Genomic DNA, 15,863 nt, shown 5'->3' with positions numbered 1-15,863 from the left:
GCGACTACGGTGACAACCGTGCGACGCTTATGGCGGCTGGCCCGCTGGCTGGTGAAGACGCCGTGGCCGGTGTATGCCATGGCGATGCTCAGCGCCAACGTCGTCGGGGCGCTGCTGGTGTTCCTGTGCATGAAGATCCTCATCCCGGACAGCCCCATCACCACCCCGTCCGCGTTCACGCCCGCCTCGGCTGCACTGTTCTTCAGCTACCTCGTCGTCGCCCTCATCGTCGGCGGCATCGGGGGCATCATGCTCGTGCTGCCCGTACTGCGATGGCAGCGCGACAGCATCGAGGACACCCTCAAAGTGCGGCGGCGGGCCATGCGGGTTCCCCTGTACCACGCGATCCTGCACATGTGCATGTGGGCGGGCGGAGTCCTGCTGCTCACCCTCATCAACGTCACCACGCTCGGCGGCGGGGTGCTGTCCATCGCCGTCGCCGGCGGGCTGGGCGCAGTCACCACCAGCGCCCTCGGCTACCTGCAGGCCGAGCGCATACTGCGCCCCCTCGCGGCGGAGGCCCTGAGCTACGGCGTGATGGAGCAGACCAACGCCCCCGGCGTGTCCAGCCGCATCATGCTGGCGTGGGCGGTGAGTACGGGCATCCCCGTCGTCGGCATCACCCTCACCGTCGGCGGCCTCAAGCTCGGCGTGCTGCCGTCCGACGCGACCCGGGTGCTCGACGTGGTCCTGATCGTCTCGCTGATCACGCTCGTCGTCGGGGTATTCGCGTTCTACCTGGTCGGGAGTGCCATCGGCGATCCCATCGCGCAGCTGCGCGAAGCGCAGCGGCGGGTCCAGGCCGGCGACTTGACCGCGGCCGTGGAGGTGTACGACGGCAGTGACATCGGGCTGCTGCAGGCCGGCTTCAACGACCTGACGCGCGGCCTGGAGGAACGTCAGCGCCTGCGAGATCTCTTCGGCCGGTACGTCGGCGAGGACGTAGCCCGCAGGGCGCTGGAACGCGGTACCGAGCTGGGCGGGGCGGAACGCCACGTCGCCGTGCTGTTCGTCGACCTGGTCGGTTCCACGCGGCTCGCCGCGACGGTCGGCGCCGAGGTGGTGGTGGTGCTCCTCAACGAGTTCTTCCGTGAGATCGTCGACGCGGTCGGGCACCACGGCGGGTTCGTCAACAAGTTCCAGGGCGATGCGGCACTCGCCGTCTTCGGGGCTCCCCTCGAACATCCCGACCCCGCGGGCGGCGCGCTCGCCGCCGCGCGTGAGCTGCGCGAACGTCTCGACATCGTCGTCGGGGAGGGGGAGTTCGGCATCGGCGTCTCTGCGGGGACCGCCATCGCCGGGCACGTGGGGGCCGCTGCGCGATTCGAGTTCACCGTGATCGGCGATCCGGTCAACGAAGCGGCCCGGCTCACCGAACTCGCGAAGAACGAGCCGTGCGCGGTGCTCGCCTCGGCCACCGCGGTCGCTTCCGCCTCCGCGGACGAGGCCCGGCGCTGGGCGCCCGGTGAATCGGTTCTGCTGCGGGGGCGACGTGCCGAAACCCGGCTGAGCCGGCCCCGCCCGGCACGCGACGCCGCCCATTCGACGGCCTAGCCCTGCGCACCGCGTTCCGGATCCACCCGTTCGGCCCGGAGCACGGCACCCACCACCGTCGGGGACGCTAGGTTGACCCCATGGTCCTCGCACCGTCGACGCGCCCGCGCGCAGTGCTGGCCGCGCTCGTCGTCGGCACGACGGCGTCGAACCTCGCGGGCGCGATCTTCCTGTACCTGCTCATGCGATACGCACTCTCGCCCGCGGTGAACGACTTCGCCGCCGGTCATCTCCCTCAGTTCCTCGGGGTGGTAGCGGCTTCCGCGGTCCTGCTGATCGTCGGAACGCTGTGGATCGCATGGCCGGTGATCCGGTGGCAGCGCGCCGCCCCGGGCGTCGGCGGGCGCCCCGCGCAGAGTGCGGTGCGCCGTCGGGTCATCCGCATGCCCATCGCGCAGGCGATACTGGTGGGCGCGCTGTGGGTGGTGTGCGGGGTGCCGGTCGTCTGGGAGGGCACGAGGATCTCCGCGGGGATGGGCAGCGTTGTCACGCTCGCAGTCATCCTGGGCGGGATCGCCAGCGCCGCGCTCACGTACTTCGAGGCCGAGCGGTTCCTTCGACCCGCCACCACCGCACTCCTCGACGGCACGATCCTCGCGCAGGTCTTCACGCCCGGCGTGCGCCAGCGCATCCTCACGGCCTGGCTGCTGGGCACCGGGATCCCAGTACTGGGGATCCTCATGGTCGCCGCGGATGTCGGCCTTGCGGACGACGTGGGCCGGCCCGCGGACATCCGCCCCGCCGTGATCACTCTGAGCGTCGCGGGCCTGGTCCTGGGCGCGTTCACCACGTGGCTGGCCGCGGGCGCCGTCGGCGATCCGATCCGCGCGCTCCAGCGCGGCATGCAGCAGGTCAGAAGAGGCGACCTCACCGCGCAGGTCACCGTGTACGACACCACCGAGCTGGGCGAACTGCAGATGGGTTTCAACGGGATGGTCGCGGGGCTCGCGGAACGACGGCGGCTGCGCGAGATGTTCGGCCGGTTCGTCGGCGAGGACGTGGCCCGCCGGGCTCTCGAGCGCGGCACGGATCTCGGCGGCGAGGAACATCAGGTGGCCGTGCTGTTCGTGGACCTCGTCGGGTCGACCACGATCACCGACCGGTCCGGCCCCAGGGAGGTCGTCGGGATGCTCAACGAGTTCTTCGACGCCGTCATCAGGGTCGTCGACGCGCACGGCGGATTCGTCAACAAGTTCCAGGGCGACGCGACGCTCGCGGTGTTCGGCGCGCCCATCGACCACGGCGACTCCTGCTCGTCCGCCCTCGCCGCGGCCCGCGAACTGCGCCCCATCCTGACCGGCATCGTTGGCCGGAGCGGGATGGGCATCGGCGTTTCCGCGGGCACGGCGGTGGCCGGACACGTCGGCGGTGCGGACCGGATGGAGTACACCGTGATCGGAACGCCGGTCAACGAGGCCGCACGTCTCACGGAGCTGGCGAAGAACGAGCCGACGCGGACGCTGGCGTCGTCCACCGTGTGGGACGCCGCGTCCGCCGACGAGCGGGCGCGATGGCGCGCGGGCGACGCGGTACTCCTGCGCGGTCGCACCGAGACGACACGGCTGATGCGACCGGAGGAATGACGGTCAGGCCCCGCTCGCCACACCCGGGCCGTCCGTGCGCGGACGGCTGACACGCAGTGAAACGCCTGTCGGCCACGTGGGGCGACCGTTGTTATAGTGCGGGACGTGACAGCCGCCACACCCCGCACTCAGCTCCACGTCGGACGCCGAAGTACCTTGCGGCCCAGCAACACCCGTGTGTCGACGGACAGCCATGGCAGGGCGGATGATCGGAGGCACACCGTCGGCGCCCGTCGTGCCGCGGTGCGGCGCCGCCCATGAAAGGACGCCACACCCGCCCCCGCCGGATCGGTCTGCGGAGCCGCACGCGTGCCCGCCGCGCACGCTATCGCCGCCCCGGCATGCGTCGGCGGCCCGGCGGAACCGAATACGTCGCCATCGCCGCAGTGGTCTTCGTGGTGACCGCGCTGATCGGCGTCCTCGAGTGGCAGAGCACCGGCAACAGCAATGCGGCGGGAGCCGGAGACCTCCAGCACCCCGCCAACGCCGCCGAACCCGCCGAGGTCCCGGCGCTCCCCGCGCCGCCCCCCTCCAACGTCCCGATGACGCGTCTCGCCCCCGGGGAGAAGCCCCCGCAATTCGTCCTGTTCTCCTTCGACGGCGTCGGGGTCACTCCCAACTGGGACATGTTCCTCGACGCCGCCCGCGCCTCAGGCGCCCGTTTCACCGCGCTGATGACCGGGCTGTACTTCCTCACCGACGACAACGCATTCCATTACCAGGGGCCGGGGCACGACCCCGGGGAAGCGGCGGTGGCCTTCGGCGGCACCCCGGGCGAGGTCCTCGAACAGGTTCGCTACCTCAACGAGACCTGGCTCGGCGGCCACGAGATGGGCACTCACTACGTGGGACATTTCTGCGCGGGCGGCGGCTACAACGGCGACCGCTGGAACACCGCCGACTGGAACGTCGAACTGGACGAGTTCTTCACGCTCATGGCGAACTGGAAGCCGAACAACGGCCTCGAGGGCGCGCCGGAGGAACTGCTCTTCGGCCCCGAAGAGGTCCGCGGCGGCCGCACCCAGTGCCTGGAAGGCCGGATCGACGAGCTGATCCCCGCGTGGAAGGCGCACGGAATGACGTGGGATTCGTCCATGCCGTCGCCGAGCACCGGCATCTCGTGGCCCTACGAAGTCGAGGGCGTCTGGGAGTTCCCCATCCCCAACGTGTACTCGCCGCCGCTCGGAAAGACCCAGACCGCACTGGATTACAACTTCTGGTACACCTTCAACCGCGCACGTGACGAGCCGGGCACCGCCCCGGAGGTGCGCCGGATCGTCAAGGACACCTATATGTACATGTACGACCAGGCCAGGGGCGGCAACCGTGCGCCGCTCGTCATCGCCAACCACTTCAACCAATGGAACGGCAACGCGTTCAACCCGGCGACCGCCGACTTCATGCGGGAAGTATGCGACGACGGCGGCACCATCTGCGCGACTTACTCCGACGTCGTCGAATGGATGGAGATGCAGGACCCGTCGGTCCTCGCCCACTGGCAGGAGATGCCTCCCGTGGCCACCGGCCCGCACACCTGACCGCCGGGGCCACTCCGCGGGCCGTGCGTCAGTCCGCGGCCTTCTTGGCGGCGGTCTTCTTGGCGGCGGTCTTCTTGGCGGCGGTCTTCTTGGCGGCGGTCTTCTTCGCAGCAGCCTTCTTGGCCGCCGTCTTCTTGGCCGGGGTCTTCTTGGCGGCAGTCTTCTTGGCGGCGGTCTTCTTGGCCGGCGCCTTGGCCCGCCGGTCCGCCAGCAGCTCGGAGGCGCGGTCCACGGTGACCTCGGCGACCTCATCTCCCTTGCGGAGGCTCGCGTTCACTTCACCGTCGGTGACGTAGGGGCCGAACCGTCCGTCCTTGATCACCATCGCCTTGCCGGTGGACGGGTCGTCGCCGAGCTCGCGCAGCGGCGGTTTCGCAGTCTGCCCGCCCCGGCGCTTGGGCTCGGCGTAGATCTTGAGGGCCTCGTCGAGGGTGATCGAGAAGATCTGATCCTCCGTGGCCAGCGACCGCGAGTCCGCGCCCTTCTTCATATACGGACCGTAACGCCCGTTCTGGCTGGTGATCTCCTCCCCGGAATCGGGGTCCACACCCACCACCCGCGGCAGCGACAGCAGAGTGAGGGCTTCGTCGAGCGTGATCGACGACAACTCCATGGATTTCAGCAGCGAAGCGGTGCGCGGCTTCGGACCCGCCGCCTTCTTGGCTGCCTTCTTGGCGGGTGCCTTCTTGGCGGGTGCCTTCTTGGCCGCGGTAGCACCGGACTCCTCGGCCTTCGACCCGATCCCCGAGTCCGCGCCCGCGGTCCCGTCGGCGGCCGGCTCCGGTTCGGGCAGCACCTCCGTGACGTACGGACCGAACCTGCCCTCCTTGGCCAGGATCCGGTGGCCGGTGGCCGGATCCACGCCGAGCTCGCGCCCCTCCTGCGGGGTGGCAAAGAGCTTCTCGGCCACCTCGACGGTGAGTTCGTCCGGCGAGATCGAGTCGGTCAGGTTGGCGCGCTGCGACTTCGGTTCGCCGTCGTCGCCGACGACGGTGCGCTCCAGGTACGGCCCGTACCGCCCCACGCGCACGAACACCGGCCGGCCCTCGGAGTCGTCGAAGACGCGGATCGAATTGACCTCGCGCGCGTCGATCTCCTCCAGGTTGCCGCCCACCAGCTGCTTGAGCCCGCCCGAACCGGACAGTGTGCCGGCCGGGTCCGATTCGTTGCCGAAGTAGAAGTCCGTGAGCCAGTCGATCCGGCTCTGCGTCCCCGCGGCGATCTCATCGAGCTCGTTCTCCATGGAGGCCGTGAAGTCGAAATCCACCAGCCGCCCGAAGTGCGCCTCGAGCAGGCCGATCACGGCGAACGCGACCCATGCGGGAACCAGTGCGCTGCCCCGCTTGTAGACGTATCCACGGTCCTGGATGGTCTTGATGATCGACGCGTACGTGGAGGGTCGGCCGATCCCGAGATCCTCGAGCGCCTTGACCAGGCTGGCCTCGGTGAATCGGGACGGCGGGGTGGTCGTGTGCCCGTCCGGCCGGAGCTCCGTGGCGGTCACGCCCTGCCCCTCCGACAGGTACGGCAGCCGGCGCTCGGCGTCGTCGGCCTCGCCGCCTTCGAGGGCGTCCACCGTCTCGACGTAGGCCTTGAGGAAGCCGGGGAAGGTGATGGTGCGCCCCGACGCGGAGAACACGCACTGCTCACCGCTGCGCGCGGTGCCGGCGATCTTCAGGCTCAGCGTGACGCCGCGGGCATCGGACATCTGCGAGGCCACGGTGCGCTGCCAGATAAGCTCGTAGAGCCGGAACTCGTCGCCGTCGAGTCGGCCGTGCAGTTCGCCGGGCGTCTTGAACTGGTCGCCCGCCGGGCGGATCGCCTCGTGCGCTTCCTGCGCGTTCTTGACCTTGCGGGTGTACTGCCGCGGGCTGGAGTGCACGTACTCCGGCCCGTACAACTCACCCGCCTGCTCCCGCGCCGCCCGGATCGCCGACTCGCTCAGGGTGGTCGAGTCGGTACGCATGTAGGTGATGTGGCCGTTCTCATACAGCTTCTGCGCCACGCGCATGGTGCGCTCGGCCGAGAACCGCAGCTTGCGCCCGGCCTCCTGCTGCAGCGTGGAGGTCATGAACGGCGCATAGGGGCGGCGGGTGTACGGCTTCTCCTCCGCCGAGGACACCGTGAGGTCGGTGCCCCGCAACGACTCGGTGAGCGCGTTGGCATAGGCCTCGTCGACCAGCGCCACCTCGGCCTTCCCCGACTTGGCGGCCTTGAGCCTTCCGTCCTGGCCGAAGTCGCGTCCCGTGGCCACCCGCTTGCCGTCGATCGACTGCAGCTTGGCGCCGAATGACCGCGGCGCGGCGTCCGCCCCCGCGTCGAGCGTGGCGGCGATGTCCCAGTAGTCGGCGGCGGTGAAGGCCATACGCTCGCGCTCGCGCTGCACGATGATGCGGGTGGCCACCGACTGCACGCGGCCGGCCGAGAGCTTGGGCATCACCTTCTTCCACAGCACCGGCGAGACCTCGTAGCCGTAGAGCCGGTCGAGGATGCGCCGCGTCTCCTGCGCATCGACCAGATCCTGGTCCAGGTCACGGGGGTTCTCGGCGGCCGCGATGATGGCGGGCTTGGTGATCTCGTGGAACACCATGCGCTTGACCGGAACCTTGGGCTTGAGCGCCTCGAGCAGGTGCCAGGCGATGGCCTCGCCTTCGCGGTCGCCGTCTGTGGCGAGGTAGAGCTCGTCGACGTCCTTGAGCAGAGACTTCAGCTCGGTGACGGTGGACTTCTTATCCGGGCTCACCACGTAGAGAGGATTGAAATCGTGGTCGACGTCCACCCCCAGGCGCGCCCACTTCTCACCTTTGTACTTGGCCGGGACGTCGGCGGCTCCGCGCGGCAGGTCGCGGATGTGGCCACGTGACGACTCGACGACGTAACCGGCACCCAAGTAGTTGGCGATGGTCCGGGCCTTGGCCGGGGACTCGACGATAACGAGCCGACGCGTGACCGCGTCGCCCGATCCGCTCTTCGCACCGGAGCCCTGCTTCGTGCTTGCCACCTGCTGACCAAACCCTTTCCGAGTCGCGCCGCGCGAGCCGGCGCACCGCACCCGCCGCTACCGGAACACGACCATACTCAGCGACCGTCGGTCGTGTGCAATGCCGACCGCCGATGCGCCATCCCGGCATCGCCACCAGACTTGCACACCCGACCCGGGCGCGTCTCACCGTCGGTGCCGATCACACCGGCGGCCACGCGTCCGGCGGGGCGTCCGGTGGCGGATCGCCGATGTTCTCGCGGAGCCGCGCGAGCCGACGCCGACCCGTCACGCGCACCGCCGGCCCGCCGCCGCGCGGGCCGATCACCGTGACGGCGATCCCGGCGCGAGCGAGCGCCGCGGCCAGCGGTTGATGCGTCTGTTCGGCATGCGGATCGAGGCCCAGCAGGTAATGCCCGTCGACGGCCCGCCCCGCAGCGAGGGACCACGCGCGCAGCGCCCTCGCCGAGGGAGTCCACCCGTCTGGGACGCGTTTGGCCGCGCCGCGCTGCCACTGCCCGGCAAGCCGCCGCAGTTCCGGCGCGGGATCCGTGCGCGCAAGCCGGCGCCCCTCGTCGGTTTCGAGGATCTCGGCGGCCTGCGGGCGTCCCGCCGGCAACGCCTGTTCCATCATCAGCAGGATCGCGCGGGCGCGCCATGGGTCGTCGACGATGATGGAGATGCGGGCCCCCGCACCGGTCGCCACCGCGTGCCCGCCCGCGGCGAGCAATCCGGCGAGATCGGACGGCGAGGGCTCCTCGGACTCCGCCGCGAAGAGGGACAGCTGCTGCACCCGCGAATAGTAGCGTCGCGCGCCGACGTATCGCGCCGGTCCCGGTCAGGACATCCCGGTGAACAGGTTCGTGAGCGTCGCGATGAGGTCGTCGAACTGGCCGGCGCTGCCAGTGTCGGAGGACCCGCCTCCGGTCCCGGACGATTGCGTGCTGCCCGTGTCCGGCAGCGGCAGAACACTGCTGCTGCCGGGGGCCGCACTGCCGGAGCTTCCCGGCACGGCGCTGCCGAGCGGCGCCAGCAGGCTTCCCGCCGGCAGCACGATCGCCGAGGCCAGCGAGCCGGCGAGGCTGCCCACCGGTGCCAGCAGGCTCCCCAGCGGCGCGGCCAGGCTGGCGACGGGAGCGACGACGCTGCCCAGCGACGACTGGAGCGACCCCGGGTCCGGCATCGCCGACTGCGACGACCCCGCGTCCATGATGCTGCCGAGCGGGCTGTTGTTCTGCGGCGCCGCCGAGGCCACCGCGGGCAGTGCCAGGGCTGCTGCGGCGGCGAGCGCGACGCCGCCTGCGACGGCGCTGCGAGTGCGGGTGATACTCATGGGGACCTCCGTGGAAGCGACGTCCCGACGGACCGGAACGCGTGACTGATGTGGTTGATGTTTCTCATGTGACTAATAACTCAAGGCGGATAGTACAGAGGCGCAGATCACATAGTCAACGAATCCGAATATCGTGCGGCGGTCATACCTGCGCGAACGCGCATCCGCGGAACCCGGGTGCCACGCGCGGGAGGAGTGGGACGGCGATGAGGGGAGCGGGACGGTGACGGCGACGAGCTTCGGACGCGAGCTTCTCGCACACGTGCTCGCGGGCGCCGCCGCGCCGGAGGTGCTCACGCACGCGGTCGACCTCCCCGGGCGCGAGGCCCGCCACACCGAGTGGCCGGTCTGGGCGCACTCCGGCGTCGTCGCGGCGTTGCAGTCCTCCGGCATCCCGCGGCCGTGGCTGCACCAGGCGTCGGTGGCCGAGCACGCGCATGCGGGTCGGCACGTGGTGGTGTCCACCGGGACCGCGTCGGGCAAATCGTTGGGATACCACCTGCCCGTGCTGAGCGCGTTGTATGCCGACCCGCGCGCGACAGCGCTGTACCTCTCCCCCACCAAGGCCCTCGGCGCCGACCAGTTGCGCGCGGTGAACGCGCTGTGCGCCGAGGTCGAGTCGTCCGGCGCCACATCGCCGGCCCCGGCGCCCGTCAACCCCGCCTCCTACGACGGCGACACCCCCCGCGAGGTGCGCGAGTGGGTGCGCGCCCATTCGCGGTGGGTGTTCACCAATCCGGACATGCTGCATCTCGGAATGCTGGGCGGCCACGCCCGATGGAGCCAGTTCTTCCGCCGCCTGCGGTATGTCGTCGTCGACGAGTGCCACTCCTACCGCGGCGTGTTCGGATCCAACGTCGCCCTCATCCTGCGGCGGCTCCGGCGCCTGTGCGCCAGGTTCGGCGCGACGCCGGTGTTCGTGCTGGCCAGCGCCACCACGTCGCAACCGGGCGCGGCGGCGTCCCGGCTGGTGGGCGCCGACGTCGCCGAGGTCACCGACGACGCCTCGCCGCACGGCCCCCGGACCGTCGCCCTGTGGGAGCCGCCGCTGCTGCCGGAGGTCACCGGGGAGAACGGGGCGCCCGTCCGGCGGTCGGCGGGCGCCGAGGCGGCGCGGATCATGGCCGACCTCGTGGTGGAGGGGGCGCGCACCCTCACCTTCGTGCGGTCACGGCGCGGCGCCGAGATCACCGCGCTCACCGCATCCGGACTCGTCGGCGACGCCGTGCCCGAGCTCGCCGACCGCATCGCCGCCTACCGCGCCGGGTACCTCGCCGACGACCGGCGCGCGCTGGAGACCGCGCTGGCCGACGGCGCGCTGCTCGGCGTCGCGACGACGAACGCGCTGGAGCTCGGGGTCGACATCGCCGGGCTCGACGCGGTGGTGGTCGCCGGGTACCCGGGGACGGTCGCGTCGTTCTGGCAGCAGGCGGGCCGGGCGGGCCGCCGCGGGGAGGGCTCGCTGGTGGTGCTGGTGGCCCGCGGTGATCCGCTGGACACCTACTTGGTGCACCACCCCGCGGCGCTGCTCGAACGGCCTGTCGAGGCCACCGTCACCGACCCGGCCAATCCGTACGTGCTGGGCCCGCAGCTGCTCTGCGCGGCGGTGGAATCGCCGCTGACCGCCGCCGAGGTCCAGGAGCTGGGCGCGGGTGAAGTGGTCGAGGCCCTGGCCGCGGACGGCCTGCTGCGGCGCCGCCGCGGCGGCTGGTACCCCACCGCGGATGTCCGGCCCCACGGCGACGTCGACATCCGCGGCTCCGGCGGCCGCGAGGTGGCGATCGTGGATGCGGAGACCGGCAGACTGCTCGGCACGGTCGACTCCGCACGCGCGCCCGCGACGATCCACCCCGGCGCAGTGCACATCCACCAGGGCGACTCATTCGTCGTCGACGAACTCGACCTGGAGGACGGGATCGCCCTCGTACATGCCGAGGAGCCGGACTGGACCACGCACTCACGCGAGGACACCTCCATCGAGATCACCGACGTGCACGCCCGCGAGGACTTCGGCGAAGTGACTGTGGCCTCGGTCTCCGTCGAGGTGACGCACCAGGTCGTGGGGTTCCTGCGCACCCTGCACACCGGCGAGGTGCTCGACCAGGTGGACCTCGACATGCCGCCGGGGGTGCTTCCCACCCGCGCGGTGATGTACACCGTGACGCCGGAACTACTCACAGACGCAGGCCTGGTGGAGGCCGACTTCCCCGGCGCCCTGCACGCCGCGGAACACGCCGCGATCGGGCTGCTGCCGCTGGTGGCCACGTGCGACAGGTGGGACATCGGCGGGGTGTCGACCGCGCTGCACGCGGACACGGGCCTGCCGACGGTGTTCGTCTACGACGGGCACCCGGGAGGCGCCGGGTTCGCGGACCGGGGGCACGCCGAGCTGGCCCGGTGGCTGCGCGCCACGCATGACGCAGTCGCCGCCTGCGAGTGCGCCTCGGGCTGCCCGTCGTGCATCCAGTCGCCCAAGTGCGGCAACGGCAACGAGCCGCTGTCCAAGGCCGGCGCCATCGCTCTGCTGCGGGCAGTGCTGGGAGAACTGGGCCGCGGCGCGGGATAGACGCCGCAATCGGCACGGGCCGGGTCACCCCGCCTCCACGTCGGCCGGCCGGCCGACGTTCCAGCCGCCGCGCGCCACCGCCTCGGCGACGTCCGGTCCCGGAAATCCGCGCAGCGGCAGCGACGCCGTCGCATGTACCAGAACCGTCCGGCCCTCCACCTCGCACGCCGAGACCCCGGCCCCGTTCCGCCGCGCCACCGGGCGAGCGGCCGAACATGCCTCCGCGCCGTCCGCCAGGGCCGCCGCCGCGGCGAGCGCGGCCAGATCGGCCGCCGCCTGCGCCCGATGCCGCGCCACCACCGCGCCGCCCACCTGCACGCACAGCGCCGTGAACGCGAGGACGGCCAGCATGCCGAGCGCGGCGAACACCGTGGCCGACCCGGCCTCCCGCGGCGCACGTCGCGCACCGGTCATCCCGCTGCTCCGTCCGCCGCTGCTCCGCCCCCTGCTGCGCGGCCCCCCGCGGCGCCCCCTGGTTCGACCGCTGCCACCGACGTCGCGGACAGCGACATCGGCAGTACCGGCGCGTCCACGGACACGACGGCCACGACCATCCCGTCGGAGGTCGTCACGTCGATCCGCGCATCCGGGAGTATCCGGCGCCCGGCATCCACGGCGCGACCGTCCGCCCGCGCCGCGAGCCGCGCCACCTCGCGGGCCGCATCCACGCAGCGCACCTGCGTGACCACCGTCATCACCGCCGCCACGCAGGCCGCGATCACCACCACGAGCGCGGCCAGCGCGATCGCGGCCTCGACGGTGGCCATTCCGCTCTCGCCACGCCGATGGCCGGCACCGCGCGGAGCACTGCCCTCACCGCGATCCGGGCCGGGCGCGGGGAGGCGCGTCGCCGCGGACGCGCCTCCCCGCCCGACGATGCGTGTCACACGCTGGTCGCGAGCGCGTCGTCGATGATCCCCGTGAGCGCGGAGACGATGTCGTCTCCGGTGACCACCTGGTAGAGCACAGCGCCGAACGCGGCCGCGGCGATCGTCCCGATCGCATACTCGACGGTGCTCATCCCGTCATCCCCGGACGCCGCGAGCATCAGACGCAGCCGCACCTCGTCGGTCACGTCACGCGCCTTGCCCACCGCGGTGCGGACAAGCCCGCGCATCAGGCCGGGATCGCCCCCTGTGCCCGGCCCGAAGCAGCCGCAGTGTTCCTCTTCTGCTTCTGTCCACGCTGTGCCCTCCGCTAGCCCCTCCCCTTCCACCGCATCCGACGGCACCGGGTTCTCCAGCACCGAGTACTCCGGCACCAGATCGCCCCGTGCCCTGTCGTCCGGCATGTCGTCGATGACCACTCCGGTCGCGTCCACCATCGAATTCCCCTCCCGTGTTCGTCCGTTTCCTGGTCTCCGCCGGTGCATTACGTCCGGCGGAAGTCGTTGTCGCACCGCGCGCGGCCGCCTGACGCGCCGGCGCACGTCCTGTCATGGGGCACCGAGTCCTCCGCCGAGGATGTCCCCCGCGAGCCCGACGATCACCGGCGCTATGCCGAGACAGACGAAGGCAGGCAGGAAACAGACGCCCAACGGCCCCGCGATGGCGACGCCGGCCTTCTCCGCCGACGCGACCGCCGAATCCGCCGCGCGCGTACGAAAGTCGTCCGCGAGCCGCCCCGCCTCGCTCGCGAGCGAGGCACCCGAGTCGGCGCTGCGCCGCGCCAACCGCGCCATCGGCTCCAGCCCCTTCTCCGCAGCCAGCACTTCCCATGCATCGGCGGGATCGCCTCCGAGCGAGAGCAGGTCGGCGACCCTGCGCAACGCGGTTGCCAGTCGTGGTGCCGCACCGAAGTGGCCGCCGCGCGCAGCCGTGTCACGGGCCAGACCGGCGCTGTTCAGCGCGACCGGGTCGCACACCTGCGCAGCGGCAACCGCCGCGTCCGGGACCGCCAGACCCGCCTGCAGGCAGGCGGCCAGCAGGTCGAGCGCGGCGGCCACAGCGAGCGGGTCGTCGGGGACCACGCGCGCCACCCACCGTCGCGTCGCCCACATCGCCGCCGCGGACAGCGCCGCACCGATGCAGGCTCCGAGCGCCCCTCCCGCCACCACCGCGATCACCGTGCCGCCTGCCAGTGGGAGAAGATCCTCGCGCCGCAGTTTCGCCAGCACCCCCGTGGCGAGAGTCCGCACGGTCACCCGTGGCGACGCCGCTGCGTCGACCGCGGATAGCGGCGGGCGCACCACTGCACGCAGCCGTCCCGCATGCGCCGGGAGCACCACGAGCACGCCGACCAGCAACAGAAGTACCAACGGGCTCACCGAGCGGCTCCCGACATGATCCGTTCTGCCCAGACGAGTCCGGCGCAATCGAACAGCACCCCCGCGATCAGCAGAACGCCTCCGGCTCCACCACCGGTCAGCACCGTCAGCGGCGCCGCGCCCATAAGGTGCCCGAACCCGATCCCGACCACCGGCAACGCCGCCAGGATCGCCGCGGTGGACCTGGCTCCTGCGAGCCCGGACTCGGCGCGTCGCCGGAAAGACACGCGCACGGCCAGGTCGGCGCGCGCGGCGTCGAGGAGGCTGCCCAGCGCGATTCCACGGCGTTCGGCAACCGCCCACACCACGGCGAGCCGCCGCCAGTCGTGATCCAGACCGCTTGGCTTCTCGGCGACCGTTCCGTCCCCGGCCGCCAGCACCCGCGATATCGAGCCCCCGAGCTGCGCCTGCGCCGACGCCCTGGCGAGACGCACGGCCACAGCCCCCTTCCGCGCGTGCGAGGCCGCGGCCTCGCACGCGCGGCCGGGGTGCGCGCCCACGCGCAGTTCGGCGACGACGATCTCGAGGGCCGCGGCCAGCTGCGCGGACTCCTCCCGGTATCGCGCCGCAGCGCGCCGGCGCGCCCGGAGGTGCAGGACGGTCACGGTCGCCACGACCACGCACAACGCAGGACCCGCTCCCCAAAGTGCGCCGGCGACGAGGGTGGCGATCGCCGCGCAGGAGCCGACGACTCGCCACCGGCCTGTATGGGGCCCGTCCGTACGTTCCCACTCGCGAACCCGCTTGAGCGACGGCGGCCCCGGCACCATCCACAAGGCGGCTCCCAGCAGTGCGGTCGCCGCAGTACCCGCGTCCACCTCACACACCCCCTCGCCGGCCGGCCGTCATGGGGCTTCCGTCCCCGCCAGCAGCTCCCGCAATCGGCCGATCCCCGGCCCCGGCCCATCCGCAGTCCACGCCGGCACCGCCTCGCATCCGGCCGGCCCGTATCGGAGTACAGCGATCTCCGCCAGCTCGCGGCGACCGTCCGCCGCGCGCCGAACGTGCAGCACCACCTGGACGGCCGCGCACAGCTGGCGGTGCAGGCCGCGGCTGTCGAACTGGGAGCCGTCGCCGGCGGTGGCCGCCAGCGCCTCGATCCGCGCCGGCACTTCACTCGGGGAGTTGGCGTGCAGCGTGCACGCGCCGCCCTCGTGGCCCGTGTTCAACGCGGCCAGCATGTCGAGCACCTCCGCACCGCGCACCTCGCCGACCACGATCCGGTCCGGCCTCATGCGCAGCGCCTGACGCACGAGATCCCGCAGTGAGATCGCCCCGGCGCCCTCCGCATTGGCGGGCCGGGCGACCAGATTGACCACGTGCGGATGGCGCGGCGCGAGCTCCGGCGCATCCTCGACGCACACGATCCGCTGGGTCCGATCCACCTCGCCGAGCAACGCCGACGTCATCGTGGTCTTCCCGCAACCCGTCCCGCCCGCGACGAGAAAGGACAGCCGCGCACAGACGATGCGCCGCAGCAGTCGCAAGGCTTCCGGCGTTATCGAACCGCCCGCCGCGAGCGCATCGAGGCTCTGTGTGGCCGGCCGCAGCACCCGCAGCGACAGCGCGGTGCCGTGACGCGCCACCGGCGAGAGCACCGCATGCACCCGGATCATGTGGGCGCCTCCGTCGGCCGCATCCAGGTGCGCGTCGACCCAGGGCTGCGCATCATCGAGGCGCCGGCCCGCCGCCAGCGCGAGCCGCTGGGCGAGCCTGCGCACCGCGGCCTCATCGGCGAACCTGATCCCTGTACGCTCCAGCCCGCCTCCGCGGTCGACCCAGACCTCGCCGGGAGCGTTGACGAGCACATCGGACACGTCAGGGGCGGCGAGCAGCGAAGCGAGCGGGCCGCCGCCGACCAGTTCGGTCTCCAGCTCCCGCAATGCGTGCAGCATGTCGGCGTCCCCGATGACGCCGCGTGCCTCGGCGCGGACGGCCTCCGCCACGGCTGCCGGCGCGGGCACGCCGGCAGCCCCGGCGAGACGTTCGCGCACGCGCGCCAGAAGCGGCTCGTCGACCACTGCGCCGGCTGGTGATCCGGGT

Annotated in this window: 13 protein-coding genes; 4 read left to right on the top strand and 9 right to left on the bottom strand. The window is 71.9% G+C overall.

The features are described from left to right. Positions 1 to 18: 18 nt before the first annotated feature. From FO059_RS02775 to FO059_RS02765, 3 genes are all read left to right on the top strand, one after another. Complete coding sequence (locus FO059_RS02775) at positions 19 to 1,554, top strand: adenylate/guanylate cyclase domain-containing protein (protein ID WP_233267001.1); 1,536 nt, start codon at positions 19 to 21, stop codon at positions 1,552 to 1,554. An 80-nt stretch (positions 1,555 to 1,634) separates the two neighbouring features. Continuing rightward, positions 1,635 to 3,137, top strand: a complete 1,503-nt coding sequence (locus FO059_RS02770) for an adenylate/guanylate cyclase domain-containing protein (RefSeq protein ID WP_143906171.1) — start codon at positions 1,635 to 1,637, stop codon at positions 3,135 to 3,137. Positions 3,138 to 3,478: 341 nt separating this feature from the next. Continuing rightward, positions 3,479 to 4,675 (top strand): polysaccharide deacetylase family protein, encoded by a 1,197-nt coding sequence (locus tag FO059_RS02765; protein WP_143906169.1) that lies wholly within the window; start codon positions 3,479 to 3,481, stop codon positions 4,673 to 4,675. A 28-nt stretch (positions 4,676 to 4,703) separates the two neighbouring features. On the opposite strand, the gene topA is transcribed toward FO059_RS02765, so the two are convergent. The 3 genes from topA to FO059_RS02750 form a co-directional block, all read right to left on the bottom strand. Next, the gene (topA, locus tag FO059_RS02760) at positions 4,704 to 7,676 is read right to left on the bottom strand and encodes a type I DNA topoisomerase (protein WP_143906167.1); all 2,973 of its coding nucleotides are present in this window, start codon (positions 7,674 to 7,676) and stop codon (positions 4,704 to 4,706) included. Positions 7,677 to 7,857: 181 nt separating this feature from the next. Continuing rightward, entirely contained in the window at positions 7,858 to 8,448 is a 591-nt protein-coding gene (locus FO059_RS02755) for a hypothetical protein (protein WP_143906165.1), read from the bottom strand. 45 nt (positions 8,449 to 8,493) lie between these two features. Continuing rightward, positions 8,494 to 8,988, bottom strand: coding sequence for a hypothetical protein (locus FO059_RS02750; RefSeq protein ID WP_143906163.1), 495 nt, complete (start codon positions 8,986 to 8,988; stop codon positions 8,494 to 8,496). A gap of 223 nt (positions 8,989 to 9,211) precedes the next feature. Between FO059_RS02750 and FO059_RS02745 the strand changes: the two genes are divergently transcribed. Next, on the top strand, positions 9,212 to 11,554 hold the full coding sequence (locus FO059_RS02745) for a DEAD/DEAH box helicase (protein WP_143906161.1): 2,343 nt from the start codon (positions 9,212 to 9,214) through the stop codon (positions 11,552 to 11,554). Between the two features lie 24 nt (positions 11,555 to 11,578). Here the strand turns inward: FO059_RS02745 and FO059_RS02740 are convergent, their stop codons facing one another. The 6 genes from FO059_RS02740 to FO059_RS02715 form a co-directional block, all read right to left on the bottom strand. Further along, on the bottom strand, positions 11,579 to 11,968 hold the full coding sequence (locus FO059_RS02740; RefSeq protein WP_143906159.1) for an Rv3654c family TadE-like protein: 390 nt from the start codon (positions 11,966 to 11,968) through the stop codon (positions 11,579 to 11,581). Further along, positions 11,965 to 12,321, bottom strand: a complete 357-nt coding sequence (locus FO059_RS02735) for a TadE family type IV pilus minor pilin (RefSeq protein WP_143906157.1) — start codon at positions 12,319 to 12,321, stop codon at positions 11,965 to 11,967. Before FO059_RS02735 ends, FO059_RS02740 begins: the two co-directional genes overlap by 4 nt. 116 nt (positions 12,322 to 12,437) lie before the next feature. After that, positions 12,438 to 12,602 (bottom strand): DUF4244 domain-containing protein, encoded by a 165-nt coding sequence (locus FO059_RS02730; RefSeq protein ID WP_233267018.1) that lies wholly within the window; start codon positions 12,600 to 12,602, stop codon positions 12,438 to 12,440. A gap of 387 nt (positions 12,603 to 12,989) precedes the next feature. Then, a complete protein-coding gene (locus tag FO059_RS02725) occupies positions 12,990 to 13,553 on the bottom strand; it encodes a type II secretion system F family protein (protein WP_143910371.1) in 564 nt (187 codons plus the stop codon). A gap of 263 nt (positions 13,554 to 13,816) precedes the next feature. Then, complete coding sequence (locus FO059_RS02720; protein WP_143906155.1) at positions 13,817 to 14,638, bottom strand: type II secretion system F family protein; 822 nt, start codon at positions 14,636 to 14,638, stop codon at positions 13,817 to 13,819. Positions 14,639 to 14,665: 27 nt separating this feature from the next. Beyond that, a complete protein-coding gene (locus FO059_RS02715; RefSeq protein ID WP_233267003.1) occupies positions 14,666 to 15,841 on the bottom strand; it encodes a TadA family conjugal transfer-associated ATPase in 1,176 nt (391 codons plus the stop codon). Between the last annotated feature and the right edge of the window lie 22 nt (positions 15,842 to 15,863).

It is taken from the genome of Tomitella fengzijianii, assembly GCF_007559025.1.
Taxonomy (GTDB): domain Bacteria; phylum Actinomycetota; class Actinomycetes; order Mycobacteriales; family Mycobacteriaceae; genus Tomitella; species Tomitella fengzijianii.
Note: the sequence above shows the minus strand (reverse complement) of the source record. Positions and strands in the feature narration are given on the sequence as shown.

What these genes read in the sequence shown, in the direction of transcription:
- FO059_RS02770 (WP_143906171.1), top strand. Translation starts at nt 1,635, where the DNA reads ATGGTCCTCGCACCGTCGACGCGCCCGCGCGCAGTGCTGGCCGCGCTC.
- FO059_RS02765 (WP_143906169.1), top strand. Translation starts at nt 3,479, where the DNA reads ATGCGTCGGCGGCCCGGCGGAACCGAATACGTCGCCATCGCCGCAGTG.
- FO059_RS02750 (WP_143906163.1), bottom strand. Translation starts at nt 8,988, where the DNA reads ATGAGTATCACCCGCACTCGCAGCGCCGTCGCAGGCGGCGTCGCGCTC.
- FO059_RS02740 (WP_143906159.1), bottom strand. Translation starts at nt 11,968, where the DNA reads ATGACCGGTGCGCGACGTGCGCCGCGGGAGGCCGGGTCGGCCACGGTG.
- FO059_RS02735 (WP_143906157.1), bottom strand. Translation starts at nt 12,321, where the DNA reads ATGGCCACCGTCGAGGCCGCGATCGCGCTGGCCGCGCTCGTGGTGGTG.
- FO059_RS02730 (WP_233267018.1), bottom strand. Translation starts at nt 12,602, where the DNA reads ATGCTCGCGGCGTCCGGGGATGACGGGATGAGCACCGTCGAGTATGCG.
- FO059_RS02725 (WP_143910371.1), bottom strand. Translation starts at nt 13,553, where the DNA reads ATGTGGGCGACGCGACGGTGGGTGGCGCGCGTGGTCCCCGACGACCCG.